Raw genomic sequence first — 18,954 nt, 5'->3', positions numbered from 1 at the left:
GGTCGATGTGCCCGCTCCCGCTCAGGTGGCGCCCGGCGTCTACGTTCGCCAGGGCGCCGTGGCGGATGCCACGTCCGCCAACGGCGACGCCATCGCCAATGTCGGGTTCATCGTCGGCCGCGACGCCGTGGCGGTGATCGATCCCGGGGGCAGTGCGGGCGACGGCGAAAGGTTGCGCATCCAGGTGCGGGCCGTGACCGACCGGCCCATCCGCTACCTCATCTATACCCACGACCATCCCGACCATGTGCTGGGCGCCGTGGCTTTCGCGCAGGACCATCCGGTGGTCATCGCCCATGCCCGTTTCGCCGCCGCCTGGGGGGAACGTGGCGCCTATTATCGCCAGGGTTTGGCGCGCATCCTGAGCGTGGATATCGCGGCGGTGGGTGACGCGCTGCCGCCCACGCAGGCCGTCGCGGACACGGCCGATATCGACCTGGGCGGCCAGACGTTGCACCTGACGGCCTATGGTGCCGCCCACACCGACAGCGACCTGACCGTCATGGACGAACAGACCCATACGCTGTGGACCGGCGACCTGCTGTTCGTGGGCCGCACTCCGGCCCTGGACGGCAGCCTGAGCGGCTGGCTGAAGGTTCTTGGGCAATTGAAGGCCGTGCCGGCCACCCGCGCCGTCCCCGGCCACGGGCCCATCGAGGTGCCCTGGCCGGCGGGGGCGGAGGATGAGGAACGTTATCTCACCACCCTGGCCCACGATGTGCGGACCATCCTGGCCAAGGGGGGCGACATCGACCAGGCGGCGGCCACGGCCGGGCAATCCGAAAAGGCCCGCTGGCAACTGTTCGACGCCTATAACGGCCGCAACGCCACGACGGCCTTCAAGCAACTGGAGTGGGAGGATCCGCCATGACGCCGCGCCTATTCGCCCTTGCAACGCTTATGCTGGGCTTGGTGCTCCAGCCGGCCTTCGCCGAAACGGACGCCGAAGCCGCCGCCCGCTGGCAGGATCTGCGCCAGGCCCTGTTCGCGGGGCACGACCTGGCACCGGCGGCCAAGGGGCAGATCGCACTGGAGGCGCCGGACAGGGCCCTGGACGCGGCCCTGGTGCCGGTAACCCTGACCCTGGACGCGGGCTTGGCGGTCAAGGCACTGTACCTGGTGGTGGACAACAACCCGTCGCCCCTGGTCGGCACCTTTCATTTCGGTCCCGCCGCCGTGCCGCGCCAGGTGAAGACCCGCATCCGGGTGGATGCCTACACCAACCTGCACGCCGTGGTGGAGACGGCGGACGGCCACTGGTACGTGACCGAACGCTACGTCAAGGCGGCTGGCGGCTGTTCCGCCCCGGCCACCAAGGATGCCCAGCTGGCCATGGAACGGCTGGGCCAGATGCGGCTGAGGACGGTGCCGCCGGCGGACGGCCTGCCCGCCGGCGTGGTCACCGCCCAGCTGCTGATCAGCCACCCCAATTACAACGGCATGCAGATGGACCAGGTGACGCGGATGTACACGCCGGCGCGCTACATCCGCGACGTCACGGTCAAAAGCGGCGGAGCCCTGGTGTTCACCCTGGATGCCGACATCTCCCTCAGCGAGGACCCCGCCATCACCTTCAGTTACCGCCCCCAAGGCACGGCGGCCCTGGCGGTGACGGTGCGCGACAGCACCGACGCCACCTTTAGCCATTCTTTCCAGGGTGATGACAGGGGTTAAAAAGTGGGAGGTTTGGGCGGGAAGACGATTTTGATGAAGCCATCAAAGGCTCGTGCTTAAAGGTTGAAGAGGTCGTTTCCGATAAATATTTTACCTACTGGGTAAGGGGTTGTGGATTCCAAAAGACCACATATGAATATTATGGAGATAGAATTGTCTGATCCTTTTCGGAGTAAAGATTTGGTATATATTGTTAATAATTCTGTGCCAGATCATGTGCGCGTCGTGTTAAATGATGATTTTGGATTGAGAAATACGCGAGAATTTGATTTCTTATTGGGGCGCCCTGGGAGTCCTCTGTTAATTGGGATGACTGACGACTCGCCGTCAGAACTTAAAAGGCGAGTTATTTCAGCTCTTATTTCATATGAAATGTCTTTAAATTCTGTAGACTATACGAGAAAGAAATATGTTGGAGAAAATTCCTATGAGGATTACAAAATACCTTTTTCAGGTCAAATATCTCATATAATACAAGGAATTATGCACGAAATTAGATTAAATCTAAGAGCCTGGCCCATAAATAAGTGGAGTGATATCAGTCACTTGTGATTCGTTCTGTTTGCGAAGACGAGAATGGATCCCAAGATTATGTGGACTGATACCACCCGTCGTCAGTATCGGCGGGATCATCTGAAGTATGCAAGCGATCTGACGAACGAAGAATGGGACGTCCTGTGCCCGGCGCTTCCTGTCGCGTACCGGCGGGGCCGTCCGCGTGAGGTGGAGCTACGGTCGGTGGTGGAGGCGATTTTCTACGTGCTGGAGGGCGGATGCGCGTGGCGGATGCTGCCGGACAGCTTTCCGCCGCGGACAACGGTACAGCGTTACTTCTACACTTGGCGGAACGACGGGACGTGGAAGCGGGTGAACCATCTGCTGCTGATGCGTGCGCGGGAAAGGATGGGCCGCGAGGCCAGCCCCAGCGCCGGGGTGATCGACAGCCAATCGGCCAAGACCACGGAGGCCGGTGGCGTGCGTGGGTATGACGCAGGCAAGAAGGTGAAAGGCCGCAAACGCCATATCATCACGGATACCAATGGGTTACTGGTTGGTGCGGTTGTTCATGGCGCCGATATCCAGGACCGCGATGGCGCTCCTTCGGTACTGGCTTCGATCCGCGCCGCGTTCCCGTGGCTGCGGCATGTCTTCGCCGATGGCGGCTACGCGGGCGACAAGTTGGAGACCGCCCTGGCCACCATGGGTAATTGGACCCTGGAGATCATCAAGCGATCCGACACCGCCCAGGGCTTCGTCGTCCTGCCCAAGCGCTGGGTGGTGGAACGGACCTTCGCCTGGTTGGGCCGGAATCGCCGCCTCGCCAAGGACTTCGAACGGGGAACCGACACCGCAACGGCTTGGATCTTCACTGCCAGCGTCAAGCTCCTCACCAGGAGATTGGCAAGGACATAAAACTACCTATCCGATTCCGGGCCGGACTCTAAGGAAATTTCATGGAGAAAAAGGAGAATCATTTGGTGCCTTTGGTGCGGAAATAACACTCTATAAAGTTCCTGATATGATAAATTCAGCGCGAATTCTCGCAAATATGGGCCTCTTTCTAGAAACAATTCCTGTTCTTAGAACGGCACTTGAGATGCTAGCATGGTCTATTGCCGCCTTTGATAAAGACGATGAAGATCAGGTAAGATCAATTAAAGCATCATCTAATATATCGTTGTTAACGAGAATATATCCAACCGCTGGCAGATTGTATGGATTCTTTTCTAAATTCTCGCACTGGACTCATGAAACTCACGGTTTATTTATAGGGATCTCTGACGAAAAAACTTCAATAATAAGAGCAACGTCCTTATACAAGGCTGCATCCTTGTCTTTATGTCTATTAATTTCTGATCTCATATCGAGGGTTGTGATAGAATTATATCAGCATGATGATAACATATCAGGCATTATTAATAATGTGTGTGTTGGCCATGGTTACAAAGGAATAAATGAAATCGTAGAAAAATTGCCGTCTGGTGTTCCAATATTAGATGAAATCCTATCTTTTTTCTCCTAAAATAGAACAAAGTTTTGCATAAGTTGTTTATTAATTTCACTCTTTACATCTGGATCCAGCGGTTCATGTGCGGAAAGGGGGCCAGGCCGTTGTCGTGCATCAGGGCGAAGATGCCGGCATAGCCGGTCATGCCCACCTTGGCCAAGGCGCCCAGGCCGTGGTGGGTCCCGGCCTCCAGCCAGACCTGCATGGGGTGGGTGCCCTCATAGGCGTCGATGTGGTAGGACCCGGGGAAGAACACGCATTCCGGCGGTACGTCCAGGTGCAACGCCGCGGCGTACGACCAGGCCTGGGCCATGAACTCCCCCTGCTGCAGCGGGGCGGCCAGGACAGGATCGGCCGGCATGCCCGGACCCGCCTCCGCCGCCACGGCGGCGATGGTGTCGGCCTCCAGGTCGCGGCCCAGGCGGGCGTGCAGGCGCCGGGGTAGGATGGCCATGTGCCCGGCCTCGTGCAGCAGATCGCCTGGGCTGACCAGGGTGTCGGGATCGATGTGGATGGCGCCGCCCTGGATGTTCACGCCCGGCAGGAACCCGCCGGCGGCACCCGGCCCGAATTCCACCGTGAACCCGATGCCGCGCAGGAAGGCCACGATGGGCGCCAGCGCGTCCGGATAAAGCATCGTGTCCCCTCCCCTAATGCTTTCAACCTTTGGGATTGTCGCGCGGAGGGGGGGGATGCGCAAGGGTGAGCGAGGTGTATAGCGGCCGTAATCCGGTTACGATATGATGGGGTTCAAGGAGCAAGCTCACGAATGGCCATCAACCCCAAACGCGATGTCACCGCGGCCCAACGGGTTCGCCGTTACCGGCAATCCAGCCTCGGCCCCCGTGGCTTGGCGCGGGTGGAGGTACAGGCCCCCGCCGCCGTATCTGATGCTTTGAAGAGCGTGGCAGCCCGTTGGCGGACCCAATACAAGCACCTGGGCACTGCCGGGCCGGCGCTGGCGCTGGCCTTGTCCACCATCAATGCCCCCCGTCCGGTCGCGCTGGACGGCCCTGGCCTTCTGGCCCTGTTGCTGTCGCCGGAATCGATCGCGGCGTGGCGCCCTCATGTCGAGGCCTTCTTTGATGAGGTTTCCATGGGCACCCTGCATGATCTGGTGCTGAGCGGCGCCCTCAGCTTCGAAGACCTGTACCGTGCCCTTCGCACCTGGAGACTGACTGATGCCGCCAACGCCGCCTGGGTCACCGAAATGGCGGCCCTCAGCCTGGGACGTTCTGCTGCGTCGAACCCTGTCGCTGATCGACACCCTTCCTGACGGCACCACCTGGAGCTTCGGGGGCGGCACAGCGCTGGCCGTCCATTATGGTCACCGGATCAGCTTCGACATTGATGTTTTTGTCGGGTCCAGCGATGTCATCCGTGCCCTTACGCCGCACCGCAACCCGGTGACGAAAGCGATGTTGGGGGGACGGCCTCACGAATATCCCGGCAACTATTTGAAGCTGGTGTTCGCCGAAGGGGAAATCGACTTCATCGCCGCCGGCCGCCGCACAGATGATGCCGTGATGGATTGGTCATTCGAGGGGCGCGCGGTTCCCCTTGAGACGCCGTGGGAAATCGCGGTCAAGAAAATGTTCCACCGTCCGTCCAATTTTAAAATACGCGACGTGTTCGATTTGGCGGCGGTGATCGATCATCATCCCCAGCAATTGAAAGCGGTCCTGCCCGAGGTGGCGGACCGTGCTCCACGGCTGATTGATCGCATTGATCTTCTGCGGTCGGTTTATGAGGCTCAGGCAAACAGTGACGTGCAACACGACGCCCACGGGGCAGAAATATGCCACGGCCGGCGCCATTGATGAGGTGTTGAGATTCCTACGGACGGAATTACTCCCGGCCTGACCCCCCTCAAACACAACGCAAGTTCACTTCCGCCTGGGCGCGGCGGAGTTTTTCCACTTCGTCCTTGGCCAGCGGCGTGTCGCGGAAGACGGCGCCGCGGTCGCCCAGGCCGCCCTGCTGCATGCGCAGGATGGTGTCTGCCTTCTCATAATCGTCGTAGGGCATCATGTCGGCGATGGTGTCGATGCCGCAGGCGCACTTGCCCAGTAGTTCATGCTTGAAGCCGTTGGACGCCAGGCAGCCGATGACATAGTCGGCGCGCACGGCGGTGGGGTAGTCGTAGCGCGGATGATGCTCCGCCGCCTTGGGGGCCGCGTGTGCCTCGGCAAGGGGGGCGGCCGCCAGGCCGACGGCGGCAAATGCCGCGAAAACGATGCGAGCCATGCTCTCCTCCCGATCTTCTTTTATTCCCGAGAGCTTAGCGCAGGGGCGGCCCGCCCTCCATGCCCGAAAGGTATTAGGCCCGTGGCATGAGCGTCAGCTCATGTAGGCCGCGACTGCGGCCGCCGGAAGTTTTTGGGGAGCGAAGCGGACTGAAAACTGAGGATAAGCCTAGGGCGCGGATGCGCCCGCCCGGCACTTGAGGGGACTTCAACCAGATTAGAACCCGCCCTCGCGCAGCAAGATGGACACCAGGCGTCGCCACAGGCTGCCCACCAGGCTTTCGCGGGCACCCTCCAGGGTGACGCGGCCACGCTGCAGGCTGGCGGGGGCGGCGTCCTTGGCCGGGGTGACCAGCACGCGGTACAGCGATTCCTCCGGCACCATCTGGTGCTGGCTATCCTCGCGCGCGGCGATGTCGCCGCCGAAGGGGCTGGCCAGATAGCGGCGGGTCAGCACCCGGGTGCTGGTGTCGTCGATGTCCTGGATGCGGCCGTCCATGGCGCCGGTCACGCTCTGGTCGGGACGGAAGCGGCCCTCATCGCCCACCGCCACCCGGTGCAGGTCGGCCTCGCGCACATAGGCCTCGATCATCGGGTGCGCCGGGTCCAGCAACAGGCCCAGCCGTTCGCGGGCCGGCAGCCATTCGCCGGGCGACAGCGGCTCCGCCACCTCGGCCATCACGCCGGCGTAGGGCGCGGTGATGGTGAGGCGGGATTTCTCCGCTTCCAGCCCGCGCAACTCGGCCGTCGCCGTCTCCAGCTCCTGCGCCGCCTGGCGCTGGCGCCGGGGATCGACCACCGTGCCGCGATAGGTGCTTTCCCACTTCAGGGTGTCGATCTTGATGCGCTGGCTGGCCAGTTTGTAATCCAGGTCTGGGGATGACAGGCGGAACAGCACCTGGCCGGCGGTCACGGGCTGGCCGGCCTTCACCAGCACCGCCTCCAACTGCCCGGGCTCTTCCAGGAACAGTTCCGTCTCCTGTGCCGCGCGCAGGATGGCGGGGGCGGTCACCGTGCTGCGCCAGGGGATGCCAGGCCAGCAGCAGCAGGAAGGCGGCGAAGGCGGCGGTGGCGGCGGAACGGCGGTTCCAGGTCATGGATCCGCGGCGCCGTACCCATTCCATCACCTCACGCATGGGGGGGCGCAGGATGAACCACCACACCTCCACCATGAACAGAAGGATGCCCAGCACCTTGAAGAACAGGTGATAGACCAGGGCGGCGATGCCGATGAACAGGGTGAAGCGATAGATCCAGGTGGCGAAGGCCAGCGCGATCAGCAGGGTGCGCCGCTTCCGGGGCATGTCCTCCGGCACCGGTTCGCCCAGGTGGAACAGCCGCTCGCGCAGCCACCAGCGGCCCAGCGCGAAGGCGCGGTCGTGCAGGTTGGGCACGTCCAGCAGATCGGACAGCAGGAAATAGCCGTCGAAGCGCATGAAGGGGCTGGTGTTGACCAGCACGGTCATGATCCAGCTGGTGGTGGCCAGCAGGAAGGCGGCGGCCTTCACCGGCCCCTCCGGCAGGAAGGACCAGGCCAGGGTGGCGTAGGCCGCCAGGGTCAGCTCCGCTCCCATGCCGGCGACACCGATGGCCAGGCGCTGGCGCCGGTTGGGCAGGCGCCAGGCGTCGCTGACGTCGGTGTACAGCAGCGGGTACATGACCATGAAGGCGATGCCCATGGTCTGCACCCGGCAGCCGTAACGCTTGGCTGTCAGGGCGTGCCCGAACTCATGGATGACCTTGGCGACGGCCAGGCCGATGGCGCCGGTGATCAGGCCCGAGGGCGACAGGAAACTGACGAAGGTGGTGCGGAACTGGTCCCACTGCCGCGTCACCAGGTAGATGCCGACCAGGGCGGCGGCCAGGGTGGCCACCAGGAAACCGCGGGTGAATATCCACGAGACGTAGGGCAAGGCCCGGGTCAGGAAACGGTCGGGCTTCACCAGCGGCACGCGGAAGAACAGATAGTTCTTCAGCAGCCATTGCCAGAGGCCGGGCTTGGCCATCTCCGTCTGTCGCATCAGGCTGGCCAGGGCGCCCGGTCCCTGGCGCCGCACCAGGTTGTGCGCGATCAGGAACAGGGACACCGACAGCACATCGTCCAGGGTGACGCGCAGGGTGGTGGTGGCGGCGACATCGGCCGCGATCTCCTCCGCGATGCCCAGGTGCCAGCGGCGCAGCACCTCGAACTCCAGCCAGCCCAGGCGGTAGAAGCGGCCCGCCGCCTGGTCGTGCAGCGTCCAGCTGGGTGAGCCATCGGCCAGCGCCGGGCCGGGCAGCAGGGTCAATTCCTCCCGCAACGGGGCTAGCCGCGTTACCGCCGGCGGTTCGGTGCCGCCGGCGCTGAAGCCCATGATCTCGGTGGTGGTCATGGCCTCAGACGCCCAGGCGTTGGCGCAGGGCCGCCAAGGGCCGCCGGAACAGGTAGTAGAACAGGGTGGTGCGCTGGCCGTAGATCTTGGCCGTGCCTTGCAGGCCGATGCGCACGGGGGCCTGGGCCCCGTCGAACTTGGCCTTCAGGCGGTATGCGGCGACGCCGTCCGTGCCCACCTCGGGCTGATAGGCGGCCAGGCGGATGGTGGCGTCCAGCGGATGCTGTGGATCGATGTTCAGGAACAGCGACACGGGGTCGCCCACGTCCATGGCGATGGCGTCGGCCACCGGCAGCTTGATCTCCAGTTCCACGTCCTTGGGCTCGGCCACGGTCAGCACGCGTTCGCCCTGGGTGACGGGCTTGCCGATCCAGTCGTTGACGTCGGCGAATACCGCCAGGCCGGCGCGCGGTGCCCGCACCACGACGCGTTTCATCAAATCCTGGACATAGGTGACCTCGGCCGCCGCCTGGTCGCGCTTGCCTTGCAGGACGACCAGCTGCGCCTTGGCCTTCTCATCGAACACCGCCTGCTGCGCCGTCTGGCGGTATTCCGCATCCGCCGCCTCCAGCGCCGCGTTGGCGACGTCCAGCCGGTTCTGCAGGCGCACGGGGTCCAGCTGGAACAGCGGCTGGTCCTCCACCACCGGCTGGTTGGGTGTCACCAGGAACTTGTCGACCACGCCGTCGAAGGGGGCGCGGACCACCGTGGGCGCCTGGGGAATGACCTCGGCCGGGGCCAGGGCCGACAGGCGGATGGGGAACAGCGACAGGGCCACCAGTGCCGCGGCCGCGTACCCCAGGGTGCGCAGGGACTTCAGCCGGGCGGCGTCGCGGTGCCAGCGGCGCTGCTGCTTGGCCAGCGCCCCCCAGGCATGGGCGTAGGCGTCGCCCAGGTTTTCCAGCAGCACACGGTCGGCGTCGGTCCACGGCTCCTCCCGCGCCAGCAGCAGGCCGCCCAGCCGGCGCTCATCCGGCGCCGTCAGCGGCAGCCACAGGCCGTGGGCGGGCAGATAGTCGGGCCACTCGGCCGCCAGGTCCGCCGGCAGGCCGGCGCTGCTCAACGCCGTGATCGCCGTCGGGTCGCCATGGGCCGACAGCAGGCGGCAGGCATAACGGGCATAGGGGCTGTCGGCGTCGGCCGATGACAGGCCGGACACGGCCAGCACCGCACCCTCGCCCCGCTCCGCCCGGCGCCAGGCCAGTGCCTGGCGATAGCGCACCAGGCCGAAGGTGTCGTTGACCATCAGGAAGCCCAGTTCCTGCTCGCTGCGCACATGGCGGGCGCGCTTCTGCAGCTGCAACAGGGTGGTCAGGCCGAACAGCTGCCGGCCGGCCAGCTCGGCGGCGTCGGGCTGGGCTGGCCCCGGCTGCCCCGGGCCGGACTGGTGGATGGGGGTGACGGTCATGGCGCAACCCCTCAGTTCGGTGCGGACAGCAGGGCGCGGCCGCTCATGCCCGGCAGCAGGTCCGGAAACTTGCCGTCGATGACGGCGAACACGCGGATGGATTGCGACACCGGGTCGATGCGCGGCGACAGGCGCGACACCTTGGCCGGATACTTCCGGCCCGTCTCCTCGATGCCGATTTCCAAGGCGTACCCAGGCTTCAGCCATTTCAGCCAGGACGAAGGCACCAGCATTTCGGCCTCCAACTCCGACGGATCCAGGATCTCCATCAGTTTCTGCCCTTCCGCCACCGATTGATAGCGTTTTACCTCCATCGGGCCCATGCGGCCGGCGAAGGGGGCGCTGATGACGCAGTGGGAGGTGATCACCTTGGCCATCTGCAAATCGGCCTCGGCCACCGCATGTTCCGCCGCCGCCGTCTCCAGCTCCAGCGCGCCGATGGAATTCAGGGCGTTCAGCTTGCTCTTGACCTCATAGGCCTTGCGCGTCGCCGTTTCCTGCGCCGCCGCATGGGCCAGGCGGGCACGCTGCACGCCGCAATCGAAGGCCACCAGCCTCTGCCCCTCGGCGAAGCTGTCGCCCTCACGCAGGGGCAGTTCCGATATCTGCGCCGCCACTTCGGCCGACAGTATGGTGCTGCGCTTGGGCACCAGCTGCGCCCGGATTTCGGGCGCCGTGTCGGCCGCCCCGGCGACCCCATCGAAAAGGGCGATGCCCAGCAGGACTGTGACGCAGGCGGTGATCAGGCGGAACCGGATGGGGGACAAGGCGACGCTCACGATTTGTGGAACCAGGCGGCAGGAAGGGGCGACAGGAAAGGGGGAGACCGGGCGGTCTCCCCCTTATTTCTACTTACGGGACGGTGTTAACCCGACAAATAACCTTAAAAGTGCGTCTTAGGGTGAGGTGGTCAGGCCTTTGCCGGGGTCATCCAGCACCGGCGGCGGGGCGTCGGCCGATTCTGCGGCCCCGAACATGCCGGCGTCGATCTGGTGGTTCACCGCCGACACCGTCGTGATCAGCGTCTTCAGCGAATAGTCGGGCACCGCCTGGGGCAGGGGGTCGATGCCGACGGAAACGTACAGCGACGCCAGCGCGTTCTGCATGTCGGCGTAGGCACGGGCCTTGCTCAGTTCCGCCACGATGCGGGCGCCGGCGGCGCGCACGCGCTCCACCTTGCTTTCGGTGTTGTTCTGCTGCTGCACCAGCACCTGGTCGTAGATACGGCCCTCGATGCCATCCAGTTCCGTCGCCTCCAGGTATTGCGTCCGCGCCCGGCCCAGCTGCTGCCAGGCCACGTTCACCTGGGTCAGAACGGCCATGGACAGGGCCAGGTTGCGCACTTCCGTCTGGTCGCGCTGCGTTTCCGCCAGGCCCATGAAGTCGTCGCCCGACAGCAGGTTCAACAGGCCCCACGACATGCGCAGGCCGCCCTCGGCCCAGCGCTGGTTCACCAGGAAGGAATTGCTGTCGTAATCCAGCCCGCCGGAGATGGTCAGGTTGGGGAACAGCTTCAGGAAGGCCTTGTGCACCTCATCCGTCGCGATGCGGCGGTTGTAGGCCTGCTCGCGCAGTTCCGGCCGGTTGATCAGGGCCGTCCGCTCCAACTCCGCCACCGGGGTCTTCAGTTCCGGCAGGGCGGTGGGGTTTTCCGGCAGCGCCAGCTGATAGGTCTGGCCCGGGGGCAGGCCCATCAGGGCCGCCAGCTGCGTCTTGGCCAGGGCCAGGTCGGCTTGCAGGTTTTCCAGCTGGCGGATGACCTCGATGGTCGACTTTTCATACCGCAGGGCTTCCAGCGGCGGCTTCAGGCGCTGGCGTTCCACCTCGCGGGCGTCGACCAGGGCGGCGCGGGCGTCGGCCAGCACGGGGTCGATGCGGCTGCCGATCCGCTCCGCCGCCACCGCCTGCCAATAGGCGGCGCGCACCTGCTGCACGATGGCGTTGACGGCCGAGCGGCGCTTTTCCGCCGTGGCCAAGGCCCGGTCGCCGTTCTGCCGTGCCTGGTAATAACTGACGCCGAAGTCCAGGACGCTCCAGCTCAGCTGCAGGTCGGCGGTGCCGCTGCGCCGGTCGGACGAGATGGAGGGTTCCAGCGACTGCTTGCCGGTCAGCACGGAGTAGGAGGACGAGGCCAGCTCGTTGCTGCGTCCCGCCAGGCCGCCATCCACCACCAGCTTGGGCAGCAGGTCCCAGCGCGACACGTCCAGCTGGCGGTTGGCGATGGCCTGGTCCATCAGCGCCAGCCGGTGGTCCAGGTTGTACTTGACCGCGCGGGCGATGGCTTCATCCAGGGTCACCGGCGCCGATATCGGGTCGATGCGGTCGCGCACCATCTTCAGCGCCTCATCGGCGCGGGTCTTGTGCTCATCCGTGGTCAGGGGGCGGGGGGTCACCGAGCAGCCCGCCAACAAGGCCACCAGAGCGCAAGCGGCGGCAGGGCCGGCCAAGGTACGCAGACGGGAGCGCCGGGCCGGCGCGGAATAAGGCATTGACGTCATGAAGCCTCAGGCGGTCGTGGTGTTGGTCGGGATGGGATGGGCGGCAGGGACGGCGTCGCCGCCGCCGAACACGTCCAGCAGGCTGGCCAGCAGGTTGAGGCTGTCGTCCAGGATGCCGTGGTGGGTGGGAATACCGAAGGTGCCGGCGCCGAAACCGCCGGCGGCGGCATGCAGCTGCGCCGTCAGGGATGGCTTGCCGGCGGGGATGCGATCTGCCGGGCCGGCATGGTTGGCGCCGGCCAGGTCTAGGTCCGGCGCCGGACGGTAGGCCGCCAGTTCAACCGGGTGCAGGTCGGCCGGCAGGGCCAGGGCCGGATCATTGGCCGCGTGCTGTTGCGGCGCGCGGTTGCCACCCGGCGTGCCGCCGCCGCCGCCGCCGGTGCCCTGCTGGCCGACGTTCATGTTGAACTTCGCCTGGGCCACGTTGCCCTTGCTGTCGCGGGCGGTCACCGTCACGGCGATGGTGCCGGTGCTGCCCGCCGGCGGCTGGCCGCTGAAGGTGCCGGTGGCGGGATCAAACTTCAGCCACGCCGGCAGCGGCTCGCCATTCGCCTGGCGCGCCTGCAGCGACACCTGCGGGTCGCCGCTGACGAAGGTGTTCTGCGGCAGCTGGAAGGTCATCAGCTGCCCGGCGCTGACCGACTGGGTGCTGACCTCCGTCGCCTGGGCCAGGGTGGTGTTGCCGCCGTTCAGGGAGGCCACCGCCACGATGCCGGCATTGCCACTGACCAGCACGTTACCGGTGCTGGACCCGGCCAGGGCCAGGCTGGTGGTCAGCGTGGGCGTGGCCGGGGCGTTGGTGGAGGTGACCGGGCTGAGGTCGGGCGTGTTGGCGGTGGATGGGCCGCCGGTGGAATTGCCGCCGGTGGAGGACGGGGACGTGCTGGTGGCGATGACGGTGTTGCCCTGCAGGCCGGCGGTGGGCGTGCCCCGCACGCCGGCGAGGCCGCTGCCGACCGGGTCGGTCATCGTCATGGTGCTGCCACTGCCGGTGGCCGCCACCGTCGGCGTGATGATCATCGTTTCGGTGGTGGTGGTGATCACCGTGGTGGTGGTGGGCGTCGTGGTGATCGGCGTGTTGTTGGTGGCGAACATGGGGATCACCACCGGGTTGATGGTGACGCCTAGGGTGCCGGTCGCGGTCTTGGCGCCGCCGACGCGGGCCGTGCCGTTGTCGGTGATGGTGACGGTGATGATGTCGTTGCCGGTGGTGGCCGGGGTCAGGGCCAGGCTGGCCAGCGTCGCGTTCACATCGGCGACGCCGCCGGTGATGGTGACGGTGCCCGTGCCGTTGCCGGTGGCGGTGGTCGTGCCTGAGGTCGAGACCGTCAGCGCCCCGCCGAAGCCGTCCCGGACGGTGACCGTCACCGTGCCGCCGGTCAGGGTATCGCTGACGGTGATGCCGCTGATGGCCTGGCTGCCGGTGGCGCTCAAATTCTTGCCGGCGGGCAGGGTCAGGACGGGGGTGTCGTTGCCGGTCAGGGCGATGGCGATGGTCTGTGTCGTGGATTTGGCGCCGCCGATGCGGCTGGTGCCGCCGTCATTGGCGGCGATGGTGATGGTGTCGCTGCCGGTGGCGGTCGCGGTGGTGGCGTAGGTGAGGCTGGCCAGGGTGGCGTTCACGTCCGCCAGGCTGCCGGTGATGGTCAGCGTGCCGGTACCGCTGCCGCTGACGGTGGCGATGCCGGCGGCGGAGACGGCGACGTTGCCCGCACCGGCACTGACGGTGGCGGTGACGGTGCTGCCGGTCAGGCCGTCGCTGATGCTGACGCCGCTGATGGCGTGGGTGTTGGTGTCGTTGTAGCTCTGCGACGCGGCGACGGTCAGGACGGGGGTATCGTTGCCGGTCAGGGTGACGGCGACGGTTTGCGTCGTCGATTTGGCGCCGCCGATGCGGCTGGTGCCGCCGTCATTGGCGGCGATGGTGATGGTGTCGCTGCCGGTGGCGGTCGCGGTGGTGGCATAGGTCAGGCTGGCCAGGGTGGCGTTCACATCCGCCAGGTTGCCGCTGATGGTCAGCGTACCCGTGCCGCTGCCGCTGACGGTGGCGATGCCGGCGGCGGAGACGGCGACGTTGCCCGCACCGGCACTGACGGTGGCGGTCACGGTACCGCCGGTCAGGCTGTCGCTGACGCTGACGCCGCTGATGGCGTGGGTGTTGGTATCGACGTAGCTCTGGGCGCCGGCGACGGTCAGGACGGGGGTGTCGTTGCCGGTCAGGGTGACGGCGACGGTCTGCGTCGTGCTCTTGGCGCCGCCGATGCGGGTGGTGCCGCCATCGTTGGCGGTGATGGTGATGGTGTCGCTGCCGGATGTGGTGGCTGTGGTGGCGTAGGTGAGGCTGGCCAGGGTGGCGTTCACATCCGCCAGGCTGCCGGTGATGATCAGCGTGCCCGTGCCGCTGCCGCTGACGGCGGCGATGCCGGCGGCGGAGACGGCGACGTTGCCGGTGCCAGCACTGACCGTGGCGGTGACGGTGCCGCCGGTCAGGCTGTCGGCGATGCTGACGCCGCTGATGGCGTGGGCGGTGGTGTCGTTATAGCTCTGGGTGCCGGCGACGGTCAGGACCGGGGTGTCATTGCCAGTCAGGGTGACGGAGACGGTCTGCGTCGTGCTCTTGGCGCCCCCGACGCGGGTGGTGCCGCCATCGTTGGCGGTGATGGTGATGGTGTCGCTGCCGGATGTGGTGGCTGTGGTGGCGTAGGTGAGGCTGGCCAGGGTGGCGTTCACATCCGCCAGGCTGCCGCTGATCACCATGGTGCCGGTGCCGCCGCCGGTGATCGTGGCCCCGCCGGCGGCGGATGCGGCGACATTGCCGGCGCCGGCACTGACGGTGGCGGTGACGGTGCCGCCGGTCAGGCTGTCGCTGATGCTGACGCCGCTGATGGCGTGGGCGTTGGCATCGACATAACTCTGGGCGCCGGCAACGGTCAGGACGGGGGTGTCGTTGCCGGTGACGCTGACGGTGATGGTTTGGCTGGCGCTCTTCGCCCCGCCGATGCGGGTATTGCCGCCGTCGCTGACCGCCACGATGATGGTGTCGGTACCGGTGGTGGTGGCGGTGCTGGCATAGGTCAGGCTGGCCAGGGTGGCGTTCACGTCGGCCAGGCTGCCGCTGATGATGATCACGCCGCTGTTGTTGCCGCCGACGAAGGCGGCCCCGGCGGCGGTGACGGTGATGTTGCCGGTGTTGGCGATCAGGCTGGCGGTGACGGTGCTGCCGGTCAGGCCGTCGCTGAGGCTGACGCCGCTGATGGCGTGGGCGTTGGTATCGACATAGCTCTGGGCGCCGGCGACGGTCAGGACGGGGGTGTCGTTGCCGGTGAGGGTGACGGTGATGGCCTGGCTGGCGGTTTTCGCTCCGCCGATCAGGCTGCCGCCGCCGTCGTTCACGCTGACGGTGATGGTGTCGGTGCCCGTGGTGGTGGCGGTGGTGGCGTAGGTCAGGGTGGCCAGGGTGGCGTTCACATCGGCCAGGCTGCCGCTGATGGTGACGGTGCCCGTGCCGCTGCCGCTGACGGTGGCGGAGCCTGAGGCGGTGAAGCCCAGATTGCCGTGCAGGTCGGACACGGTGGCGGTGATGGTGCCGCCGTAGGCGTCGGCCACACTGACGCCGCCGATGGCGTGGGTGGCGGTGTCGACATAACTCTGGGTGCCGGCCACCGTCACGACGGGGGTGTCGTTGCTGGCGATGGCGATGGCGATGGTGCCGCTGGTGGTCTGTGCGCCGCCGATGCGGGCGGTGCCGCCGTCGTTGACGGCCACGGTGATGGTGTCGCTGCCGGCGGCGGTCAGCGTGGTGGCGTAGGTCAGGCTGGCCAGGGTGGCGTTCACGTCGGCCAGGCTGCCGGTGATGGTGACGGTGCCCGTGCCGCTGCCGCTGACAGTGGCCGCACCCGCGGCGGTGAAGCCCAGGTTGCCGTGCAGGTCGGACACGGTGGCGGTGACCGTGCTGCCCGACAGGGTGTCGGTGATGGCCACACCGCCGATGGCATGACTGGCCTGGTCGACATAACTCTGGCCGCCGGCGACCGCCAGGCTGGGGACGTCGTTGCCGGTCAGGGTGACGGCGATGGTCTGGCTGGCGGATTTGGACCCGCCGATCAGGCTGGTGCCGCCGTCGTTGACCGTCACGGTGATCGTGTCGGTGCCGGTGGCTGTCGCCGTGGTGGTGTAGGCCAGGGTGGCCAGGGTGGCGTTCACGTCGGCCAGGCTGCCGGTGATGGTGACGCTGCCCGTGCCGTTGCCGCTGATTAGCTGGCCTCGCCTGCGGCGGTGAAGCCCAGATTGCCCTGCAGGTCGGACACGGTGGCGGTGACCGTACTGCCCGCCAGGCTGTCGGTCGCGCCCACGCCGCTCAGGGCATGGGCGTTGGTGTCGGCGATGCTCTGGGCGCCGGCCACGGTGACGGTGGGGGCGGCGTTGCCGGTCAGGGTGATGGCGATGGTCTTGGCATCCGTCAGGGCGCCGCCGGTGCCGGTGTTGCCGCCATCGTTCACGGCGACCGTGATGGTGTCGCTGTCGCTGGCCGTGGCCGTGGTGGCATAGGTCAGGCTGGCCAGGGTGGCGTTCACATCGGCCAGGGTACCGGTGATGGTGATGCTGCCGCTGTTGTTGCCGCTGACGCTGGCATCGCCGGAGGCGGTGACGGCCAGATTGCCCTTGCCGGCGGCCAGCGTCACCGTCTCAACGCCGGTGCCCGCGTCGGCGTCGGCCACGCTGACCGCCACGCCGTGCGTCAGTGTGTCGGTGAAGGTCTGGGCGCCGGCCACGCTCAGGACCGGCGCATCGTTGACGGCGGTCAGGGTGACCGTGCTGGTGACGGCGGTGCTGGCGGCGATGCCGTCGTTGACCGACCAGCTGATGGTGCGCCCGGTGCGGGTGCCGCCGCTGGTGGGGTCGTGGCTGGTGGAACTGTAGGTGACGGACCGCAGGGCGGCCTGGTAATCGGCCAGGCTGGCGCTGCCGGTCAGGGTCAGTACGCCGGTGCCGGCGTCATAACTGCCGGAGATGCCGTTCTGATTGGTGAAGCCCAGCACGTCACCGCTGACCACGCTGCCGATGGTGATGGTGGCGCTGTTGATGGTGCCGGTGGCGGCGTCGGTCAGGATCAGGCCGCTGTCGATGACGGATCCGATGGTCAGTTCGGTGTAGCCGCTGCTGCCGCCGGCGGTGAGCACGGCACCTTGCGAGGCGATGCTGATGGTGGCGCTGCCCGTCGTGAATGCGCTGGTGCCGCCGGTGCCGGTGATGTCCGCCGTCTGGCGCGTGGCGCCGCTGGTGGCGGTGCCGCTGGTTTCATCCCAGCCTTGGAAGGTGAGCGTGGCGGTTTCCACCGTGCTGCCGTTGCCGACGAAGCGCAGCTCCGCCGTGCTGTCCAGCAGCAGCGCGGCGGAGGTGGACACCGTGCCGACGCTGATCCAGGTGGTGCCGCCGTCGGTGGAATATTGCCAGGTGCCGGCGGCACTGTTGCCGGTCAGGGCCAGGCCCGACACGCCGTTGGCATCCGGGTCGCTGTAGCCGGCACTGGCCAGGATGCTGGCGACGGTCACGGGAGTGCTGGTCTGGGTTATGGCGATGGCGGTCAGCGGCACGGTGGCGCCGTCGGTCAGGCTGCCGGCATCGTTGACGGCGACCAGGGTGACGGTGGTCGCACTGCTGAGCGTGGTGGTGTCCACGCCGCCGCTGGTGGTGCCGCCGCTGTCCTGGACGCTGGTCAGGGTGACGGTGCGGCCGCTGCCGACCGTGGGATTGTCGCTGGTATTGGCGTAGGTCAGGCCGTTGACCAGGGTCTGGGCGGCGGCGGTGGAGAAGTCGCCGGCCTTGGTGATGGTGACGGTGGCGGTGCCGCTGGTGACGCTGACGGCGACGCTGTAGCCATTGGCGGTGGTGGTGACGCTGTTGCCGTTGGTCAGCGCCACGCTGGTACCATCGACGGTCAGCACTTCCGATGAGGCGTCCGCGACGCCGCCGACCGTCAGTGTCAGGGCGTGGATGTTCTGCCCGGCTTCGATGGTGCTGATGGTCGTGCCGCTGAACAGGCTGACCGCACTGTCACCCTCTGTGAAGGTGGGGGCGCTGGTGGTGGTGGTCAGCGTGGGGGCGTCGTTGACAGGCACCAGGGTGACGGTGGTGGTGGCGGCCAGGGTGGTGGTGTCGATGCCGCCGTTGCTTGTGCCGCCGCTGTCCTGGATCTGGGTCAGGGTGACGGTGCGGCCGCTGCCGACGGTGGGGTCGTCGCTGGCGTCGCTGTAGGTGAGGCCGTTGACCAGGGTCTGGGCGGCGGACGCGCTGAAGTTACCTGTCTTGGTGACGGTGACGGTGGCGGTGCCGCTGGTGACGCTGACGGCGACGCTGTAGCCGTTGGCGGCCGTGGTGACGCTGTTGCCGTTGGTCAGGGCGACGCTGGTGCCGTCGATGGACAGCACTTCCGATGCCCCGTCAGCCAGTCCGGCGACGGTGAGCTTGAGGGTCTGGATGGTCTGCCCGGCCTCAATGGTGCTGATGGCCGTGCCGCTGAACAGGCTGGTCGCGCTGCCGCCTTCGGTGAAGGTCGGGGTGGTGGCGGCCGTGGTGGTGAGGGTGGGGGCGTCGTTGACGGGTACCAGGGTGACGGTGGTGGCGGCGGACAGGGTGGTGGTGTCGATGCCGCCGTTGCTGGTGCCGCCGCCGTCCTGGATCTGGGTCAGGGTGATGGTGCGGCCGCTGCCGACGGTGGGGTCGTCGCTGGCGTCGCTGTAGGTCAGGC

General features: G+C 66.6%; 12 protein-coding genes. 5 read left to right on the top strand and 7 right to left on the bottom strand.

Annotation, left to right across the window (positions count from 1 at the left end; genetic code table 11):
• The first annotated feature begins 7 nt into the window (after positions 1 to 7).
• From PW843_25545 to PW843_25535, 3 genes are all read left to right on the top strand, one after another.
• Positions 8 to 871 carry a quinoprotein relay system zinc metallohydrolase 2 gene (locus PW843_25545; GenBank protein MDE1149930.1) on the top strand — a complete coding sequence of 288 codons (864 nt, stop codon included), beginning with the start codon at positions 8 to 10 and terminating at the stop codon, positions 869 to 871.
• Complete coding sequence (locus PW843_25540) at positions 868 to 1,674, top strand: quinoprotein dehydrogenase-associated SoxYZ-like carrier (GenBank protein ID MDE1149929.1); 807 nt, start codon at positions 868 to 870, stop codon at positions 1,672 to 1,674. Before PW843_25545 ends, PW843_25540 begins: the two co-directional genes overlap by 4 nt.
• A gap of 591 nt (positions 1,675 to 2,265) precedes the next feature.
• Positions 2,266 to 3,087: an IS5 family transposase gene (locus PW843_25535; GenBank protein MDE1149928.1), complete on the top strand. Its 822-nt coding sequence runs from the start codon at positions 2,266 to 2,268 to the stop codon at positions 3,085 to 3,087.
• A gap of 653 nt (positions 3,088 to 3,740) precedes the next feature.
• On the opposite strand, the gene PW843_25530 is transcribed toward PW843_25535, so the two are convergent.
• Positions 3,741 to 4,319 carry a hypothetical protein gene (locus PW843_25530; GenBank protein MDE1149927.1) on the bottom strand — a complete coding sequence of 193 codons (579 nt, stop codon included), beginning with the start codon at positions 4,317 to 4,319 and terminating at the stop codon, positions 3,741 to 3,743.
• A gap of 132 nt (positions 4,320 to 4,451) precedes the next feature.
• On the opposite strand from PW843_25530, the gene PW843_25525 reads away from it, so the two are divergent.
• Together PW843_25525 and PW843_25520 are read left to right on the top strand one after the other, a co-directional pair.
• Entirely contained in the window at positions 4,452 to 4,958 is a 507-nt protein-coding gene (locus PW843_25525) for a hypothetical protein (protein MDE1149926.1), read from the top strand.
• Complete coding sequence (locus PW843_25520; protein ID MDE1149925.1) at positions 4,864 to 5,502, top strand: nucleotidyl transferase AbiEii/AbiGii toxin family protein; 639 nt, start codon at positions 4,864 to 4,866, stop codon at positions 5,500 to 5,502. Before PW843_25525 ends, PW843_25520 begins: the two co-directional genes overlap by 95 nt.
• A gap of 49 nt (positions 5,503 to 5,551) precedes the next feature.
• Here PW843_25520 and PW843_25515 read toward each other — a convergent pair whose 3' ends face one another.
• From PW843_25515 to PW843_25490, 6 genes are all read right to left on the bottom strand, one after another.
• Positions 5,552 to 5,929, bottom strand: coding sequence for a hypothetical protein (locus PW843_25515; protein MDE1149924.1), 378 nt, complete (start codon positions 5,927 to 5,929; stop codon positions 5,552 to 5,554).
• A 216-nt stretch (positions 5,930 to 6,145) separates the two neighbouring features.
• Positions 6,146 to 6,826, bottom strand: coding sequence for an HlyD family secretion protein (locus PW843_25510; protein ID MDE1149923.1), 681 nt, complete (start codon positions 6,824 to 6,826; stop codon positions 6,146 to 6,148).
• A gap of 1,478 nt (positions 6,827 to 8,304) precedes the next feature.
• The gene (locus PW843_25505) at positions 8,305 to 9,708 is read right to left on the bottom strand and encodes an HlyD family efflux transporter periplasmic adaptor subunit (protein MDE1149922.1); all 1,404 of its coding nucleotides are present in this window, start codon (positions 9,706 to 9,708) and stop codon (positions 8,305 to 8,307) included.
• An 11-nt stretch (positions 9,709 to 9,719) separates the two neighbouring features.
• Positions 9,720 to 10,487 carry an efflux RND transporter periplasmic adaptor subunit gene (locus PW843_25500; GenBank protein MDE1149921.1) on the bottom strand — a complete coding sequence of 256 codons (768 nt, stop codon included), beginning with the start codon at positions 10,485 to 10,487 and terminating at the stop codon, positions 9,720 to 9,722.
• A 117-nt stretch (positions 10,488 to 10,604) separates the two neighbouring features.
• The gene (locus PW843_25495) at positions 10,605 to 12,101 is read right to left on the bottom strand and encodes a TolC family protein (protein MDE1149920.1); all 1,497 of its coding nucleotides are present in this window, start codon (positions 12,099 to 12,101) and stop codon (positions 10,605 to 10,607) included.
• Positions 12,102 to 12,212: 111 nt separating this feature from the next.
• Positions 12,213 to 16,409 (bottom strand): hypothetical protein, encoded by a 4,197-nt coding sequence (locus PW843_25490; protein MDE1149919.1) that lies wholly within the window; start codon positions 16,407 to 16,409, stop codon positions 12,213 to 12,215.
• Positions 16,410 to 18,954: the final 2,545 nt, after the last annotated feature.

The organism is Azospirillaceae bacterium (genome assembly GCA_028283825.1).
Classification (GTDB): domain Bacteria; phylum Pseudomonadota; class Alphaproteobacteria; order Azospirillales; family Azospirillaceae; genus Nitrospirillum.
The sequence above is the reverse complement of the archived record's forward strand: the minus strand, read 5'-3'. Positions and strand labels throughout refer to the sequence as shown.

Excerpts from the sequence above, each read along its gene's own strand:
- PW843_25535 (MDE1149928.1), top strand. The coding sequence starts at position 2,266 with ATGTGGACTGATACCACCCGTCGTCAGTATCGGCGGGATCATCTGAAG.
- PW843_25515 (MDE1149924.1), bottom strand. The coding sequence starts at position 5,929 with ATGGCTCGCATCGTTTTCGCGGCATTTGCCGCCGTCGGCCTGGCGGCC.
- PW843_25525 (MDE1149926.1), top strand. The coding sequence starts at position 4,452 with ATGGCCATCAACCCCAAACGCGATGTCACCGCGGCCCAACGGGTTCGC.
- PW843_25540 (MDE1149929.1), top strand. The coding sequence starts at position 868 with ATGACGCCGCGCCTATTCGCCCTTGCAACGCTTATGCTGGGCTTGGTG.
- PW843_25530 (MDE1149927.1), bottom strand. The coding sequence starts at position 4,319 with ATGCTTTATCCGGACGCGCTGGCGCCCATCGTGGCCTTCCTGCGCGGC.
- PW843_25520 (MDE1149925.1), top strand. The coding sequence starts at position 4,864 with ATGCCGCCAACGCCGCCTGGGTCACCGAAATGGCGGCCCTCAGCCTGG.
- PW843_25505 (MDE1149922.1), bottom strand. The coding sequence starts at position 9,708 with ATGACCGTCACCCCCATCCACCAGTCCGGCCCGGGGCAGCCGGGGCCA.